14 protein-coding genes are annotated in these 15,138 nt (G+C 66.4%); 3 read left to right on the plus strand and 11 right to left on the minus strand.

What is annotated here, in order from left to right; all coding sequences use genetic code 11:
• Window positions 1–645 precede the first annotated feature (645 nt).
• From AC3WMU_RS29330 to AC3WMU_RS29365, 8 genes are all read right to left on the minus strand, one after another.
• A complete protein-coding gene (locus AC3WMU_RS29330) occupies window positions 646–1,632 on the minus strand; it encodes an ABC transporter ATP-binding protein (RefSeq protein ID WP_492283365.1) in 987 nt (328 codons plus the stop codon).
• Complete coding sequence (locus tag AC3WMU_RS29335) at window positions 1,622–2,662, minus strand: ABC transporter ATP-binding protein (protein WP_006224907.1); 1,041 nt, start codon at window positions 2,660–2,662, stop codon at window positions 1,622–1,624. The genes AC3WMU_RS29330 and AC3WMU_RS29335 overlap by 11 nt, the downstream gene beginning before the upstream one ends.
• Complete coding sequence (locus AC3WMU_RS29340) at window positions 2,659–4,146, minus strand: amidohydrolase family protein (RefSeq protein WP_492283366.1); 1,488 nt, start codon at window positions 4,144–4,146, stop codon at window positions 2,659–2,661. The genes AC3WMU_RS29335 and AC3WMU_RS29340 overlap by 4 nt, the downstream gene beginning before the upstream one ends.
• Window positions 4,146–5,339: an amidohydrolase family protein gene (locus AC3WMU_RS29345; RefSeq protein ID WP_492283367.1), complete on the minus strand. Its 1,194-nt coding sequence runs from the start codon at window positions 5,337–5,339 to the stop codon at window positions 4,146–4,148. Before AC3WMU_RS29345 ends, AC3WMU_RS29340 begins: the two co-directional genes overlap by 1 nt.
• A gap of 28 nt (window positions 5,340–5,367) precedes the next feature.
• Complete coding sequence (locus AC3WMU_RS29350; RefSeq protein WP_424625742.1) at window positions 5,368–6,309, minus strand: ABC transporter permease; 942 nt, start codon at window positions 6,307–6,309, stop codon at window positions 5,368–5,370.
• Window positions 6,299–7,291, minus strand: coding sequence for an ABC transporter permease (locus tag AC3WMU_RS29355; protein ID WP_006224911.1), 993 nt, complete (start codon window positions 7,289–7,291; stop codon window positions 6,299–6,301). Before AC3WMU_RS29355 ends, AC3WMU_RS29350 begins: the two co-directional genes overlap by 11 nt.
• A gap of 81 nt (window positions 7,292–7,372) precedes the next feature.
• Entirely contained in the window at window positions 7,373–8,950 is a 1,578-nt protein-coding gene (locus AC3WMU_RS29360; RefSeq protein WP_006224912.1) for an ABC transporter substrate-binding protein, read from the minus strand.
• Between the two features lie 102 nt (window positions 8,951–9,052).
• Window positions 9,053–9,790: an aspartate/glutamate racemase family protein gene (locus tag AC3WMU_RS29365; RefSeq protein WP_492283368.1), complete on the minus strand. Its 738-nt coding sequence runs from the start codon at window positions 9,788–9,790 to the stop codon at window positions 9,053–9,055.
• Window positions 9,791–10,038: 248 nt separating this feature from the next.
• On the opposite strand from AC3WMU_RS29365, the gene AC3WMU_RS29370 reads away from it, so the two are divergent.
• On the plus strand, window positions 10,039–10,758 hold the full coding sequence (locus AC3WMU_RS29370; protein ID WP_006224914.1) for a GntR family transcriptional regulator: 720 nt from the start codon (window positions 10,039–10,041) through the stop codon (window positions 10,756–10,758).
• 115 nt (window positions 10,759–10,873) lie between these two features.
• On the opposite strand, the gene AC3WMU_RS29375 is transcribed toward AC3WMU_RS29370, so the two are convergent.
• Complete coding sequence (locus AC3WMU_RS29375; RefSeq protein ID WP_006224915.1) at window positions 10,874–11,164, minus strand: DUF3579 domain-containing protein; 291 nt, start codon at window positions 11,162–11,164, stop codon at window positions 10,874–10,876.
• A 261-nt stretch (window positions 11,165–11,425) separates the two neighbouring features.
• Here AC3WMU_RS29375 and AC3WMU_RS29380 point away from each other — a divergent pair, with 261 nt between their 5' ends.
• Both AC3WMU_RS29380 and argF read left to right on the plus strand, forming a co-directional pair.
• Entirely contained in the window at window positions 11,426–12,649 is a 1,224-nt protein-coding gene (locus AC3WMU_RS29380) for an aspartate aminotransferase family protein (RefSeq protein ID WP_492283369.1), read from the plus strand.
• Between the two features lie 14 nt (window positions 12,650–12,663).
• On the plus strand, window positions 12,664–13,605 hold the full coding sequence (gene argF / locus AC3WMU_RS29385; protein WP_006224917.1) for an ornithine carbamoyltransferase: 942 nt from the start codon (window positions 12,664–12,666) through the stop codon (window positions 13,603–13,605).
• A 73-nt stretch (window positions 13,606–13,678) separates the two neighbouring features.
• Here argF and AC3WMU_RS29390 read toward each other — a convergent pair whose 3' ends face one another.
• Window positions 13,679–14,530 (minus strand): alpha/beta fold hydrolase, encoded by an 852-nt coding sequence (locus tag AC3WMU_RS29390; protein ID WP_492283370.1) that lies wholly within the window; start codon window positions 14,528–14,530, stop codon window positions 13,679–13,681.
• A 33-nt stretch (window positions 14,531–14,563) separates the two neighbouring features.
• The gene (locus tag AC3WMU_RS29395) at window positions 14,564–15,127 is read right to left on the minus strand and encodes a hypothetical protein (RefSeq protein WP_492283371.1); all 564 of its coding nucleotides are present in this window, start codon (window positions 15,125–15,127) and stop codon (window positions 14,564–14,566) included.
• Between the last annotated feature and the right edge of the window lie 11 nt (window positions 15,128–15,138).

Below are 15,138 nucleotides of genomic sequence, written 5' to 3' on the forward strand. Positions count from 1 at the left end.
GTCTGTACGCGCGCCACCCGTCTAATGGGGAGACTGTCGCTCATCTGACGGGCCCATCGTCATCGGTAGGATGGGTGTAGCGCGGCAAGTCCGGCATCAGGATGAGAGTGCCCAACGCGCGAAACCCATCATGCGGTCATGATCGACGATACCTGTCATGGGAACTCCAATGACATGTACCTGCGCCGATGATGGGTTTCGTGCGGCGCGCACCGGCGTTCGTCGGCCTACCCGAACGCACTCCACCCATCCTACGAACACGATCAACAGCCCCACCCCACACGCGCAGCGCAAATAGCCACGACGCAAGACGCTGCGTAAGCTCCACGAGGCCGCCCGCGCGGCCGGCATGGAGCGGCCCCGCAAGATCTTCCACCACTACCCGCCGTTGGTGGGAACCCCAAGCACGCTGCCCTCCCCGGCTGACGTCAGGGCACAGCTGCTGGAGTCTGGCGCTTGGGTGGCCTGGGGGGCGCGGGGAGTCGATAAGCCCGAGGGAATCCGAAGGCAGCGGCCGCAGGCCGCCACGAGGATGACGACGGGGAAGTCCGGAGCGAAGGCTCCGGACCGCAATCGTTGACCCGCGCGTCCCAGGCCACCCACGTGCCAGGCGTCAAAAGAACACCCTCCCCAGCAGCACAACAACTAAGCCGCCACCGCCCCCCTCTCCCACCTCACCGCATGACACCGTAACTGCCGCCCACCCACGCTGCTCACCTCCGGCACTTCCACGCGGCACTCTTGCCGGGCATCCGGACAGCGGGGATGAAACGTGCACCCCGCCGGCGGCTGGATCGGGTTCGGCACTTCGCCGCCCATCGGTTCCCGGTCGCGCCTGGGGTCTTCCAGGTCTGGAATCGTGTCCAGCAACATCCGCGTGTACGGATGCTGCGGCGAATCGAACAACTGGTCGGCGGCCGCCTGCTCGACGATCCTGCCCAAATACATCACCGCCACGCTGTCGGACACGTGGCGCACGACTGACAGATTGTGGCTGATGAACACGTACGTCAGGCCGAATTCCTTTTGCAGGTCGCCCATCAGGTTCAGGATCTGCGCCTGCACCGACACGTCCAGCGCGGAAGTGGGTTCGTCACAGACCAGGAACTCGGCTTCGGTTGCCAAGGCGCGCGCGATCGAAATGCGTTGGCGCTGGCCGCCCGAGAACTCGTGGGGGAAGCGGCCGGCGTCGCTGGCGGACAGGCCGACCAGTTCCAGCAGTTCATCGACCCGCCGCCGCGTGTCGGCGGGCGTGCTACGCAGGCCTAGCGTGATGATCGGTTCGGCCACGATGTTGCCCACGCGCCAACGCGGGTTCAGGCTGGCATAGGGGTCCTGGAAAATCATCTGGGGATGCAGCACGCCGCCGGCGCGGTTGCGGCCGTACTCCAGCTTGCCGCGTGTGGGGGCCACCAGGCCCACCAGCAGCTTGGCCAGCGTGGACTTGCCGCAGCCGGATTCGCCCACGATGCTCAGCGTGGTGCCTCGCGGCACCGCCAGGGACACGCCGTCCACCGCCTTCAGCGTTTGCTCGGGCTGGCGCGACAGCGTGCGTTCCAGCCAGGGCGGCGATACGTCGAACCAGCAGGCCAGGTCTTCGGCCCGCAGCAGCAGGTCATCGTTACGCGGCATGAGCGACTCCTCCTTGATGCAGCCAGCAGGCGCTGACGGTGGCGCCTGCGGGGGATGCGGCCAGCGGCGGGCGCGTCTGCGCGCAGCGTGGCCCGGCCTGGGCGCAGCGGGGATGGAACGCACAGCCGTCGGGCATGGCGTGCAGGCGCGGCATGGCGCCGTCGATCTGGTTCAGCCGTGCGGCACGCTGGCGCAGGCCCGGGATGGCATTCATCAGGCCCTGGGTATAGGGGTGGCCGGGACGACGCAGCACGTCCAACACCGGGCCGATTTCCACGATGCGACCGGCGTACATCACGGCCACACGGTCGGCGGTCTCGGCGATCACCCCCATGTCGTGAGTCACCAGCAGCACCGACGTGCCTTGTTCCCGGCACAGCCGGCGCAACAGCGCCGTGATCTGCGCCTGCACGGACACGTCCAGCGCGGTCGTCGGTTCGTCCGCGATGATCAGCGCAGGCCGGGCCGCCAGGGCCAGCGCGATCACCACGCGCTGGCGCATGCCGCCCGAGAACTGGTGCGGATAGTGGTCGATGCGCTTGTCGGCCGCCGGGATCCCCACGGCCAACAGCAGTTCCAGCGCCCGGGCGCGCGCGGCGGCGGCGGAGCACTTGTCGTGGTGGCGGATGGTTTCGACCAGTTGGTCGCCGACCGTGAACAAGGGGTGCAGGCTAGTCAGCGGATCCTGGAAGATCGCGCCGATTTCCTTGCCGCGCAGCCGCTGGCGCGCCTTGGGCGGCAGGTTGTCGATGCGCTTGCCCGCCAGGTGGATCTCGCCGCTGCCCAGGCGTCCGGGCGGCTCCAGCAGGCCGATCACCGCCATGCCGGTCAAGGACTTGCCCGCGCCGGACTCGCCCACCATGCCCAGGATTTCGCCGGGCTGGATGTCGAAACTGATATCGCGCGTGGCCACCAGGATGCCGTGGCGGGTCGGGAATTCCACCGACAGCCCGCGCACGGACAAGGTCGGGGTCGAGGCGGGTGCGGCGTTGGCCGTTGGCGCAGCCGGGCGCGGTAGGATTGCCATCATGACGGGCTCCTTGCGAGACGCGGATAGCTGGACGAGAAAATCTGGTCGACCGGGGGATGCCCCCAGGTGCGGTCGGGGTAGCGCGCGATCACGCCGTCGAACTGCGATTGCGCCTGCTCTTGCGCCAGGCGCGCGTCAAAGCCCGCGATATGGCCATCCACCATGACGAAGCGGCCGTCGATGATCACCTGCGACACGTCGCGCCCGCTGCCGCTGACCATCAGCGTCTGGATCGGGTCGATCATCTGGCCGTTGCGGTCGTGCGAGAAGTCGAACACGACGATGTCGGCCTTGGCGCCCACCGCCAGCCGGCCCAGGTCGGGCCGGCCCAGGGCATCGGCGCCGCCGACCGTGGCGGCGTCGTAATAGTCCTCCGAGCGCACGGCTTCGGTGGAGCCTTCGACCACCCGGCACAGCATCATTCCCACCTGCATGTTCAACACCATGTCGGGCGGCCAGGTGTCGGTGCCCATGCCGATGTTCACCCCCATCTTGCGGTAGCGTGCGAACGACTCCAGCGTTGCGCCGTGGCGTCCCGACACCAACGGGCAATGCACGATGCTGGCGCCCGCGTCGCGGATGATTTCGATGTCTCGCCCCGGCCGCTGTATGTGGCGCGAACCGGACACGTAGGTGCCGTGCGGCAGCAAGGCCCGTTCGGACAGGAAATCCAGGCTTTGCAGCCACTCGGGCGGGCTCATGCCGTGCTGCTCCAGCACCAGGTCGTATTCCAGGCGCGACTGGCAGCAATGCAGCCGGATCGGGATGTCGCGCTCGCGCGCGGCAGCGGCCGATGCGCGCAACAGGCCTGGCGTGCAGGTCTCGATGCGGTCGGGTGACAGCATGGCGCGCACGCGGCCGTCGTGGCGGCCTTCGATCTCGTCGCAGAACGCCACGGCCTCGGCCAGGCCGGCCATGCCGCGCGCCTCGTCGTAATGGCAACGGATCTTGCCCTCGCCATCCACATAGGTATGGCCGCTGCGGTACGCCGGCCCCAGGTACACGCGCAGCCCCAGTTCGCCCGCCGCGTTGGCGGCCGACAGGAATTCGTCGCGAGTCTCGCCCCAGACGCGATAGAACAGCGACGCGATGGGCAACGCGGTGGTGATGCCGTTGCGGATCAGCTGCGCGAAGGCATAGCGCTTCTGGAAGGCCAGTTCGGCGGGGGTGTACATCTCGTACGGCCCCTGCTTCATGTAGGTTTCCGGCCAGATGCGGCCCTTGCGCCAGGCGGGAGAATTGTCGAAACCCAGGATGGTCGTGTCCAGGTCCGACAGCGCGTCCAGGTCCACGAAGCCCGGGCCGATCATTGCGCGGCCGTAGTCATGGCGGCGCGCGACTTGCCCCGGATAGCGATGGCCGACATAGACGATGCGGTTGCCTTCGAAGACGACTTCGCCGTTCTCGTACAGGCAGTGCCGCCCGTTTTCATGGCCGACCACCCAGCGGGCAGTCAGCAAGATCGGGCCTTCGGCGGCGCGCATCAGGGCGCCTCCACCAGCGCGCGGCCGTCGCGGGCGACCACGCGGCCCCGCTTGACGACCAATTTGCGCACGGGCCGCGACACGATCGCTTCGGCCACCGTTTCGGCGTCCACCAGCACGAAGTCCGCATGGCAACCGGGCGCCAGGCCGTAGTCGGCCAGATCCATGACGCGCGCGTTGCCGTAGGTGGCCACGTCCAGCGCCAGCGCCAGTTCGTCGTCACGCCGGAAGTTGTTGCGCAAGCCCACCAGCATCGTGCGTTCCAGCATGTCGGGTTTGCCGTAGGGGCCCCAGGTGTCGCGCATGCCGTCGTTGCCGGTACAGACCGTGACGCCGGCCTGGCGCAGGCGCGCCACATTGGGCACGGGACGCGACGCGGATCCCGTCGTCATGATGTGCACGCCCGCCTCCAGCAGGCCATCGGTCAGCGCCTGCACGGCCTGCGTGTCCGTCATGCCCAGGCAGAACGAATGCGACAGGGTGACCTTGCCCTGCATGCCCAGCGCCAGCACGCGGTCGATCGTCATCTGCATCGAAAACGCGCCCAGTTCGCCGGCCTCGTGCAGGTGGATGTCGATCGGCTTGCCGTGCTTGTCGGCCAGGCCGAAGATGGCGTCCAGATGCCCCTTGGGATCGCGGTCCATGCCGGCCGGGTCCAGCCCACCCACGACTTCCGCCCCCATGCGCAGGGCCTCGTCCATCAGTTCCAGCGTGCCCGGGCGGATCAGCAGCCCGCTTTGCGGGAAGGCCACAAGTTCCACGTCGATCTGGTCGCGGTACTGCTCGCGGGCGCGCATCACGCCTTCGATGGCCGCAAGCCCGATCTCCGTATCCACGTCCACGTGACTGCGAATGTGGCTGGTGCCGTCGGCGATCGACATCACGATCTGCCGCGCCGACTGCCGATACGGGTCGATGCCCAGGCGCTTTTTCTCGGTGCGCTCGTTCTCGATCTTATCGATCAGCCGCGGCCCCACCTCGTTGCGATACCAGGGCATGCCATACATCGTCTTGTCCAGATGCGCGTGGGCGTCGATCAGCCCAGGCAGCAACAGGGCGCCCCCGCCATCCACCACCGGCACGCCGGCGGGGGCCGCGCCGCCCAGCGCCTGGATGCGCCCATCGCGCACCAGCACCGACGTCAGCTCGCCGCCGGCCGGGCGCACTTGGGTATATAGCGTTGCGTTTTCCATGCTTGACCTCTATTGAAACGGTGCGCCTTCAGCGCAAACGGGGATTCAGGGCATCGCGCAGCCAGTCGCCCAGCAGGTTCACCACCAGCACGATCAGGCTCAGATACAGCGCGGGGAAGACCACCACCCACCACTGCCCCGAAAACAGGAACTGGTTACCCAGGCGGATGAGCGTGCCCAGCGACGGCTCGGTGGGCGGCATGCCCACGCCCAGGAAGCTCAGCGTCGCCTCGATCAGGATGGCCAGCCCCAGGTTCAGCGTGGCGGTCACCATGACGGGCGTCAGCGTGTTGGGCAGGATGTGCGTCAGCATGATGCGCAACGGGCTGACCCGGATCAGGCGCGCCGCCTGCACGTATTCCTTGCCGCGCTCGACCAGCGCCGACGCCCGGACCGTGCGGGCGTACTGCACCCAGTTGGTCATCGAAATGGCCAGGATCAGGATCACGGACGACAGTGTTTCGCGCAGGCCCGGCGGCAGCAGCTGCCGGAACACCGCCGTCACCAGGATGGCGACAAGAATCGTGGGGATGCTCAACAGCGTATCGCCCACCCGCATCAGCGCGTTGTCGATCCAGCCGCCGAAATAGCCGGCTGCCAACCCCACCAACAGGCCGATCGCCAGCGACAGCACCACCGTCGCCAGGCCGATTACCAGCGACATGCGCGAGCCATACAGGATGGCCGACCACACGTCGCGGCCCTGCGTGTCCGTGCCCAGCAGGTACTGCGGGTCGGCGCCCTCCACCCAGAAGGGCGGCAGTTCGGCATTCAGCAAGTCCAGCTGCGCCAGGTCATAGGGATTCTGCGGCGCGATCCACGGCGCGAACAGGGCCAGCAGCACCACCACCAGCAGCACGATGCCTGCGCCCATCGCCACGTAGTCGTGCCGCAGGCTCCACCACAGGTCGCTTTGCAGGAAACGCGACAGCCGGCTCTGCGCGCCGCCCGAGAAAGGTTTAGTGAGCATTGGCGCCTCCTTTGACGTGCTGGCTGCGCAGGCGCGGATCGACCACGCCATACATCATGTCCACCAGCGTGTTCAGTGCCACGAAGATGAAGGACACGATCACCAGATAGGCGGCCATGACGGGGATGTCCACGAACATGACCGATTGGATGAACAGCAGCCCCATGCCCGGCCACTGGAAGACGGTTTCCGTGATCAGCGCGAACGCGATCAGGTTGCCGATCTGCATGCCCGTCACGGTAATGACGGGCATCAGACAGTTGCGCAGCGCCAGCCGGAAATGCACCACGCGGTCCGGCAGGCCGCGGGCCCGGGCAAACTTGATGAACTCGGTGCGCAGCGTCTCCAGCATCTCGGCCCGCACCAACCGCATGATCAGCGTGATCTGGAACAACGCCAGCGTGATCGACGGCAGCACCAGCGCCGCGCGGCCCGAAGGCGTCAACAGGCCCGTGGACCACCACCCGATCTTCACCGTATCGCCGCGGCCGAAACCGGGCAGCCAGCCCAGTTGCACCGAAAATATCAGGATCAGCATGATGCCCACCACGAAACTGGGCAGCGAAATGCCCAGGATGGACACGAACTGCAGGGCCTGCGCCACCCTCGACTTGCGGTAGATGGCCGTCAGCACGCCCAGCGGCACGCCGATGACCAGCGACAGCAGCGTGGCCATCATCACCAGTTCGAAGGTGGCAGGAAACCGTTCGGCCACCAGCGCGAACACGTCCTGCTGGTTGCGGTAGGAAATGCCGAACTCGCCTTGCGCCGCATTCGTCACGAAGTGCACGAACTGCATGCCCACCGACGCGTTCAAGCCCAGCCGCTCGCGCAGTTCGTCGCGCTGCGTCTGCGAGGCCTGCTCGTTCAACATCATGTCGACGGGGTCGCCGACAAAACGGAAAATCACGAAGGCCAGCAACGCCACCGCCAGCATCACGCCAACCGCGTTGAAAACCCGTCTAACAATGAATGCCAGCATGTGCGGCTCCCTTCAGACCCGATGTCAGACTCAGGGCCGCCGCGCCCGACGCTGGCGCGCGGCGGCCCGCTCAGGCACGCATCACTGCATGCGCACGTTCCACAGCCGCGCCTTGTTGTCCGGCATCTGCAGCACTTCGCCCACGTTGGCGCCCACCGCCCAGGCCATGGGCTGCTGGTGCAGCGGCAGGAAGCGCACATCGTCGTGCAGCGTCTGCAATACCTCGGCCATCATCTGGATGCGCTTCGGGCGGTCCATCTCGGCGGCGGCGGCATCGATCTTCGCGTCCAGCGCGGCGTCGCCCCACTGGCCCCAGTTAAAGACGCCCGCCGGGCCTGTGCGGCTGTGCATCACCTGCAGCAGGATCGACAAGGCGTCGATCTGCGGCTCGTTGGCCCAGCCGTGGATGGTGATGTCGAACTCGCCGCGCGAGCGCTTGGGGTTCTGCAGCGAACGCGGGCCGCTGGCCAGCGTGGCCTTCACGCCGATCCGCGCCCACATCGAGGCGGCGGCCTGGCACAGTTCTTCCTCGTTCACGAACATGTCGTTGGAGCACAGCAAAGACAGCGTGAAGCCGTCGGGGTAGCCGGCATCGGCCAGCAGCTTCTTGGCGCGGGCCGCATCGAACGGCAGCCGCTCTTCCTGCTTGGCCTCGTATCCCGGAATGGACGGGGCCACCAGCGCGCCCGTGGTGCGCGACAAGCCGCGCATCACGCGCTTTTGCAGCAGGTCGGGCGACAGCGCCATGTACAACGCCTGGCGCACGCGCAGATCCTTGAGCGGATTCTTGTCGGTGATGTTGGAACCGACGAGCTTGTCGCCCAGGTTGAAGCCGAAGTACAGCGTGCGCAATTCGGTCGCCGCCAGCACCTTCACGTTCTGCGCCGCGCGCAGGCGGTCCAGATCCTGCAGCGGGGCGTTTTCGGTGAAGTTGATGTCGCCCGAAAGCAGGGCCGCCACCCGCGTCGGCGCCGAGGCGATGGGCGTGAACTCGATACGATCCAGATTGTGGCGGGGCTTGTCCCACCAGTCTTTGTTCACGACCAGCACGGTCCGCGTATCCGGGCGGTACGACTCCACCTTGAACGGACCGGTGCCGTTGGCGTTGTGCGTGGCGTAGCCTTCGATCTTCTTCGCGGCATCCGTCGGCTTGGTGCTGTTGTTATCCACCAGCCACTGGCGGTTGAAGATGAAGATGTTGGTCAGGTCGTTGAGCATCAGCGGGTACGGATGCGTCATCTCGATATCGACGGTGAAGTCATCGACCTTGCGCACCGCCTTGAAGGCGGGCAGGTTGCCCTTGAGCGGCGAGGCGTCGTCCGACACCCGAGTCATCGAGGCCACCACGTCGTCGGCGGTGAACGGCGCGCCGTTGTGGAACTTCACGCCCTGGCGCAGCTTGAAGCGCAGCACGGTGGGCGACGTGGCCTCCCAGGACTCAGCCAGCGCGGGCGTAATGTTGAACTTGTCGTCGTAGCGAATCAGCGCTTCGTACACGTGGTTCAGGAACGCCAGGTTGAAGGTGCTGCCGTAGGAATACGGATCCAGCGAATCCAGGTCGCGCGCGGCGCCCCACTTCAGCGTGTTGGCGGCGGAGGCCCCGGTGATGGCGGACAGCGCGATCACTGCCCCGGCGGTCCATTTGAGCAACGTCTTCATGGCTGCAACTCTCCCTTGTCTATCGTTCTGAAATACCGGTTTGAAGTCGCCGGGACCGGGCCCGGCTAAATGCGTGAAGCAATCGGGTCGAGCCCGGGCGGATCAGGCCGCCGCGCAAAGGCGCTGGGCCCGGTCCAGCGAAGCCAAGGCCAGCACCTGCGCCAGGGCGGCGCGGTAGGAATCGATGATGGGCACGGCGGGCCGGCGCGGCAGGGCTGGCAGGTAGCCGGCCAAGGCGGCGCCCGCCACAATCACCACGTCGGCGCCCTGCGCCACGGCGGCGTCCAGCGCACGGCTGACCTCGGCCGCCGACTCGGGCGACCGCGACACGTAGTCCAGCGCGTTGCCGGGCAAGGCGATGATGGCGGCGCAGCGGGACTCCAGCCCCAGTTGGCGGATCTGTTCGCGCAGCATGCCGGGCCAACGCTGGCCCACGGTCACGATGGCGTAACGGTCGCCGCGCTGCATAGCGGCCATGATGGAAGCTTCGGCCATGCCCACGACGGGCACGGGCAGGCATTCGCGCACGGCGCCGATGCCGGGCTCTCCGAAACAGGCCAGCAGGCAGGCGTCGAACGGCGCCTCGGCCCGCGTCGCCTCGCGCTCAACGGTCTCCAGCACCGCATGGGCCGCAACAGCTGCCTCGACGCGGCTGGCGATATAGGCGGGCCCGAACGTGGCGGTGACGGCATGCACGTCGGCGGCGCCGCCAAAGAAAGCGCGCGCCTGCGCGGCCAGGCTGACGGTCAGGTCGGAAGTGGTGTTGCCGTTGACCACCAGCAGGCGGTACGGCGTGAAAGCGGGCCGATCGATGGCGACGGCGTCGGGCATGGCAGACATGGAACAAACCTCTATCGGTTTGTATACAAACAATTCACTTCATTCGGCCCATACGCACCGTTTTTGTATAAATGTTTGTATACGATTTATGCCGACAATGTACGCGCTTGGTTGCTGCCTTCAAGCTATCGCTAACCCTTACCGCCCGGTGTAGTATGCTTGCCTACACCCCGCCGTGCGCGCCGGCAGCGGATGCCGGACCTTTCCAACACAATGAAAACGCGCATGCACAGGAGCCTAAGAAGAAGATGAAACCTCTCGCGCCGCCGGCTAACGAGCCCGCCAAGAAAGACATAAACCGCAGCGAAATCGTATACATAAATTTGCGCCGCGCCATCATCGAGCAGGCCCTGCTGCCGGGCGACAAGCTGCCTGAAGACGTCATTGGCGACCGCTTCGGCGTCAGCCGGACGATCGTGCGGGGAGTATTGACGCGCTTGTTCAGCGAAGGGCTGGTGGATCTGCGACCGAACCGGGGGGCCGCGGTGGCGCGCCCCAGTCTGGAAGAGGCGCACGACATCTTCGAGGCGCGCCGCTGCCTGGAACGCGACGTCGCCCGCCGACTGCTGCAGCACATCACCGAAGCGGGGCTGACGCGCCTGGCGCAGCACGTGGCGCAAGAGGAAGAGGCCCGCAAGCGCAACAGCACGAACGAATCCATCCGGCTGTCGGGCGAATTTCACATTCTGATGGCCGAGCTGTCGGGCAATGCGGTGTACGCCCGCTATGTGAACGAGATCGTGTCCCGCTGCTCGTTGATCCTGGCGCTTTACGGCCGCCCGCATTCAAGCGAATGCGCGGTCAGCGAGCACATGGAGATCGTGGAAGGCCTGCGCGCGCGCGATGAAAAGCACGTGCTGCATCTGCTGGAGCATCACCTGGAGTCGGTCACCGCGCGGGCGCTGCTGAGCACGGACGGCTCGGGCGTGCGCGACATCCGCAAGATCCTGGACCGCTACGGAACCTGAACGCGGCTATGCCGTGCACGGACGGACCGCGTAGGCGCGGACCCGCCCGATGGGCGCGCAGGTGTCCCCAAGAATGAGAAAAGCGCCCGGTCGGGGCGCTTTTCGGTTCTGGGGCCTAGATTTCGCGTTCTTCCGTCTTGAGGTTGTTGTCGCGAGCGAAATCCACCACGAACTTGTACGCCAGCGGTTCCAGGTCGCGCAAACGCAGGTCGACCACGACTCCGCGCACGCCGTCGATGACGACGGGCAGCACGTAGGGCGAATAGGTGAGGTGGTTACCAGCACAGCCGGCGGGCCGGAACTGTGCCATTACGCCGGCGAGCCGCTCCGCCCAATCGCTGGGGCGGAATCGGCTACCGCTTTCGGTAACGCCATGAATTACGAATTGTCTGACGCGAGTTGCCATGAGTTCTTTCACTACAGCGCGCCTTTCACGAAAGCCGGATCTTCGGCGTGATCAAACATGCGCCCTGCGCCGCGAATTGTATATGATTGATCCTTTGCCCTCTTCCAAATGACGTTTCTTACAGAAAACGTCACAAAAAAGGGCCCCCACGCTGCGCCTTCGGCTTGCTGCCCCCCGCGGGGGCAAAGGGCCACCACGCTGCACCTTCGGCTTGCTGCCCCACGAGGGGCGCTTTTTGGTAATCCCCCAGGAGGATCCGCAATGACCTCGTCTCTGGCCAATATCTATGCCCGTCTGCCGGTTGCGTTCACGCACGGCCAGGGGGTCTGGTTGTGGGATGCCGAAGGCCGCAAGTATCTGGACGCGCTGGCAGGCATCGGCGTGTCGTGCCTGGGCCATGCCCACCCGAAACTCGTTGCCGCCATCAGCGAGCAGGCCGCGCGCGTCATCCATACGTCGAACATCTATGAAGTGCCGCAGCAGGCGGCGCTTGCCGCCCGCCTGACGGCCTTGTCCGGCATGCAGGAAGTTGCGTTCAACAACAGCGGCTCGGAAGCCAACGAGGCCGCGATCAAGCTGGCGCGCTACTATGCCTACCAGCGCGGCAACAAGCACGCCCACATCATCACCATGGATTCGTCCTGGCATGGCCGCACGCTGGCCACGCTGGCGGCCACAGGCAGCGACAAGGCCCGCAAGGGCTTCGAACCCCTGCCCACGGGATTCATCCAGGTGGCATACAACAACATCGACGCCGTGCGCGCCGCCGGTGACGCCGAGCCGCGCACCGCGGCGGTGCTGCTGGAAGTGCTGCAAGGCGAAGGCGGCATCCGCCCGTCCGACATCGCCTACCTGCAGGCAGTACGCCGGCTGTGCACCGAACGCGGCTGGCTGCTGATGATTGACGAAGTGCAGTCCGGCATCGGCCGCACCGGCAAATGGTTCGCCCATCAATGGGCGGACATCACGCCGGACGTCATGACGCTGGCCAAGGGCCTGGCCGGCGGCGTGCCCATCGGCGCCATGCTGGCCGCCGGCCCCGCCGCGGGCGTCTTCACCCCGGGCAGCCACGGCACCACCTTCGGCGGCGGCCCGCTGGTGTGCGCGGCCGGGCTGGCCGTGCTGGACGCCCTGGAATCCGAGCACCTGCTGGACAACGCCCACACCGTGGGCGCCTATCTCAAAGCAGCGCTCGGTCGTGCCTTGGCAGACACGGACGGCGTCACCGAAGTCCGCGGCCGCGGCCTGATGCTGGGCATCGAACTGGCACGCCCCTGCGGTGTGCTGGCCCTGCGCGCGCTGGAAGCCGGCCTGCTCATCAACGTCACGCGCGACCGCGTCATCCGCATGCTGCCACCCCTGATTCTGAACCAGCAAGAGGCGGACCAGATCGTCAGCACGCTGGTTCCGCTCATCCAACAGTTCCTGGCCGAAACCTCCAATTCCACGTCCCGCCCGGGCCACGAGCCTGGCCGGGTCCAATGACCTGCGACATCACCATGACTCCTCCCACGACTCAAAACGGCCCGTTGCGGCATTTTCTCCAGTTCAAGGACTTCTCGTCCGCGGAAATCGCTTACGTGCTGGACCGCGCACGCCTGATCAAAGAAAAGTTCAAGCGATACGAACCCCATATGCCGCTGCACGACCGCACGCTGGCGATGGTGTTCGAAAAGGCCAGCACCCGCACCCGCGTGTCCTTCGAAGCCGGCATGTACCAGATGGGCGGTTCGGTCATCAACCTGACCTCGAACGATTCCCAATTGGGCCGCTCCGAGCCCATCGAAGACACGGCGCGCGTCATTTCGCGCATGGTCGACATCGTTATGATCCGCACGTTCGAGCAGACCCGCATCGAGCGCTTCGCATCGCACTCGCGCGTGCCCGTCATCAACGGCCTGACCAACGAATTCCACCCCTGCCAGATCCTGGCGGACATCTTCACCTACATCGAGCACCGCGGCCCCATCGCCGGCAAGACGGTCGCCTGGGTGGGCGATGCCAACAACATGGCCTACACGTGGCTGCACGCCGCCGAAATGCTGGGCTTCACGCTGCATGTGTCCACGCCCGCCGGCTACGAGCTTGAGGCCTCGCGCATCGGCACGCCGTCGCCCAAGGTGCTGCGCCAGTTCAAGGACCCGATGGAGGCATGCCAGGGCGCACACCTAGTCACGACCGACGTCTGGACCAGCATGGGCTACGAAGCCGAAAACGAAGAACGCCGCGCCGCGTTCGCCGACTGGTGCGTGGATGCCGAAATGATGGCCGCGGCCGACGCCGAAGCCGTCTTCATGCACTGCCTGCCCGCCCACCGCGGCGAGGAAGTCACCGGCGAAGTCATCGACGGCCCGCAAAGCGTGGTCTGGGACGAAGCCGAAAACCGCCTGCACGTGCAAAAGGCGCTGATGGAATTCCTGCTGCTGGGCCAGATCAAATAACCCGGTACGGCACGGAAAAAGGGCCTGGATATCTTGCGGTATCCAGGCCCTTGGCTTTTGATGCAGTCGGCAATCAGCGCAGCGTGCGTTCCCAGGCCGCAATGGCGTCGGCTACTTCCTGTGGCTTCTCGGGCACCAGGGCGTGCCCTGCCCCCTCGATCACCACGACCGACACCCGGCTGCCGAATTCGTCTTTGATCTCGTTGCGGGTGGCGGGCGGCTTGAACAAGTCCAGCCCCGCCTGCAGGTCCAGCAAGGGCTTGGCCCCGCCCGACCACCAGTCGGACTGGCTCGTGGCCTTGCCCGCCAGGCGCTGGCTTTCGCTGACCTCGGGGTACCAGCCGTTCAACCACACGCGGGCGTCGTTGCCAGGCGCGAAGAAAGCGTACTGGATGGACTTCAGCCGCTCGGCGTCGGGCAGCGACAGCTCGGCGCTGCGGTCCACATGTTCGCTCAAGCCCTTGGGGTACTGCTTGGCCGCGGCGGCGACGATGACCACCCCGCGCACCAGTTCGGGATGGTCCACGCCGGTCGTGCGGGCCACCCAGTTACCGAAGGCATGGCCCACCATCACCACCGGCTGGCGTGCCACGTTGCGGATCACTGCGGCTTGATCGTCGGCCAGGTCGTGCAGCGTGATGCCGGACATCGGCCCCGTGCTGCGTCCTATGCCGCGCGGCTGCGGACGCAGCACGCGGTAGCCGGCCTGCACAAAGCGCGCGGCCAGTTCATCGAAATCCTCGGCGCCACGGCCGCGCGACGGCAGCAGCACCAGCGCGGGCCCCTGCCCCTGGTCCAGCACCTCGATACTGGCGCCGTTACCCACCAGCACATTGACGCGCCGTGGCGCATCAGCCAACGCGGGCGACGCCGCCACGACGGCGCACGACAACGCCAGGCCGGCTAGCAATTGCTTCATCATCATGTCTTCTCCGGTCGGGTCTGCCGCCCGCTGGGTTTACAGGATCTTCTTGAACATCGTACGGCGCGTATTGCGGAACGATGGCCGCACGCGGCTGCTCCAGTCGGTTGCGCGCACGGCCAGCCACGGCGGGCTGCCGAAGGTCTCGCGGGTGTGCAGGTCGTAGCAGGCCAGATAGCGCGGCGCTTCGTCGCGGCATTCGTAGCGCAACGCACGCACCGTGCCCGGCACCGAGGCCAGGCCGGGCAGATGCTCCTGGTCGTACCAGGCGTTCAGGTCCGCCTCGGCCTCGGGCACCACGTCGGTTTCCACGATGTAGTGCCAGGGCGCATCCTGCCCGGCTGACGCGCCCGGCAGGTCCAGCGTCTTGTGCAGCACGCGTGCCCGCGCGCCGGGAAAGCTTTCCGCCAGGCGCGCCTGGATTTCAGGCAACGCATCGCGCGCACCACGCAGGTACACGTAGGTGTCCTCTTCTTCCACCGCCGCGAACGCGCTGACCGCGACACCGGCCAGCCCGTCGGTCAAGCGTTGGGCCATGTCCGTCGCGCGCGCTTCATCGAAGCGTTCACCCAGCGACACCAGCAATACCGTTTCCTGCACTGTCTTCTCCT

The sequence above is a fragment of the Achromobacter sp. FW305-C-13 genome, assembly GCF_058783475.1.

What these genes read in the sequence shown, in the direction of transcription:
- AC3WMU_RS29330 (WP_492283365.1), bottom strand. Translation starts at nt 1,632, where the DNA reads ATGCCGCGTAACGATGACCTGCTGCTGCGGGCCGAAGACCTGGCCTGC.
- AC3WMU_RS29335 (WP_006224907.1), bottom strand. Translation starts at nt 2,662, where the DNA reads ATGATGGCAATCCTACCGCGCCCGGCTGCGCCAACGGCCAACGCCGCA.
- AC3WMU_RS29340 (WP_492283366.1), bottom strand. Translation starts at nt 4,146, where the DNA reads ATGCGCGCCGCCGAAGGCCCGATCTTGCTGACTGCCCGCTGGGTGGTC.
- AC3WMU_RS29345 (WP_492283367.1), bottom strand. Translation starts at nt 5,339, where the DNA reads ATGGAAAACGCAACGCTATATACCCAAGTGCGCCCGGCCGGCGGCGAG.
- AC3WMU_RS29350 (WP_424625742.1), bottom strand. Translation starts at nt 6,309, where the DNA reads ATGCTCACTAAACCTTTCTCGGGCGGCGCGCAGAGCCGGCTGTCGCGT.
- AC3WMU_RS29355 (WP_006224911.1), bottom strand. Translation starts at nt 7,291, where the DNA reads ATGCTGGCATTCATTGTTAGACGGGTTTTCAACGCGGTTGGCGTGATG.
- AC3WMU_RS29360 (WP_006224912.1), bottom strand. Translation starts at nt 8,950, where the DNA reads ATGAAGACGTTGCTCAAATGGACCGCCGGGGCAGTGATCGCGCTGTCC.
- AC3WMU_RS29365 (WP_492283368.1), bottom strand. Translation starts at nt 9,790, where the DNA reads ATGTCTGCCATGCCCGACGCCGTCGCCATCGATCGGCCCGCTTTCACG.
- AC3WMU_RS29370 (WP_006224914.1), top strand. Translation starts at nt 10,039, where the DNA reads ATGAAACCTCTCGCGCCGCCGGCTAACGAGCCCGCCAAGAAAGACATA.
- AC3WMU_RS29375 (WP_006224915.1), bottom strand. Translation starts at nt 11,164, where the DNA reads ATGGCAACTCGCGTCAGACAATTCGTAATTCATGGCGTTACCGAAAGC.
- AC3WMU_RS29380 (WP_492283369.1), top strand. Translation starts at nt 11,426, where the DNA reads ATGACCTCGTCTCTGGCCAATATCTATGCCCGTCTGCCGGTTGCGTTC.
- argF (WP_006224917.1), top strand. Translation starts at nt 12,664, where the DNA reads ATGACTCCTCCCACGACTCAAAACGGCCCGTTGCGGCATTTTCTCCAG.
- AC3WMU_RS29390 (WP_492283370.1), bottom strand. Translation starts at nt 14,530, where the DNA reads ATGATGATGAAGCAATTGCTAGCCGGCCTGGCGTTGTCGTGCGCCGTC.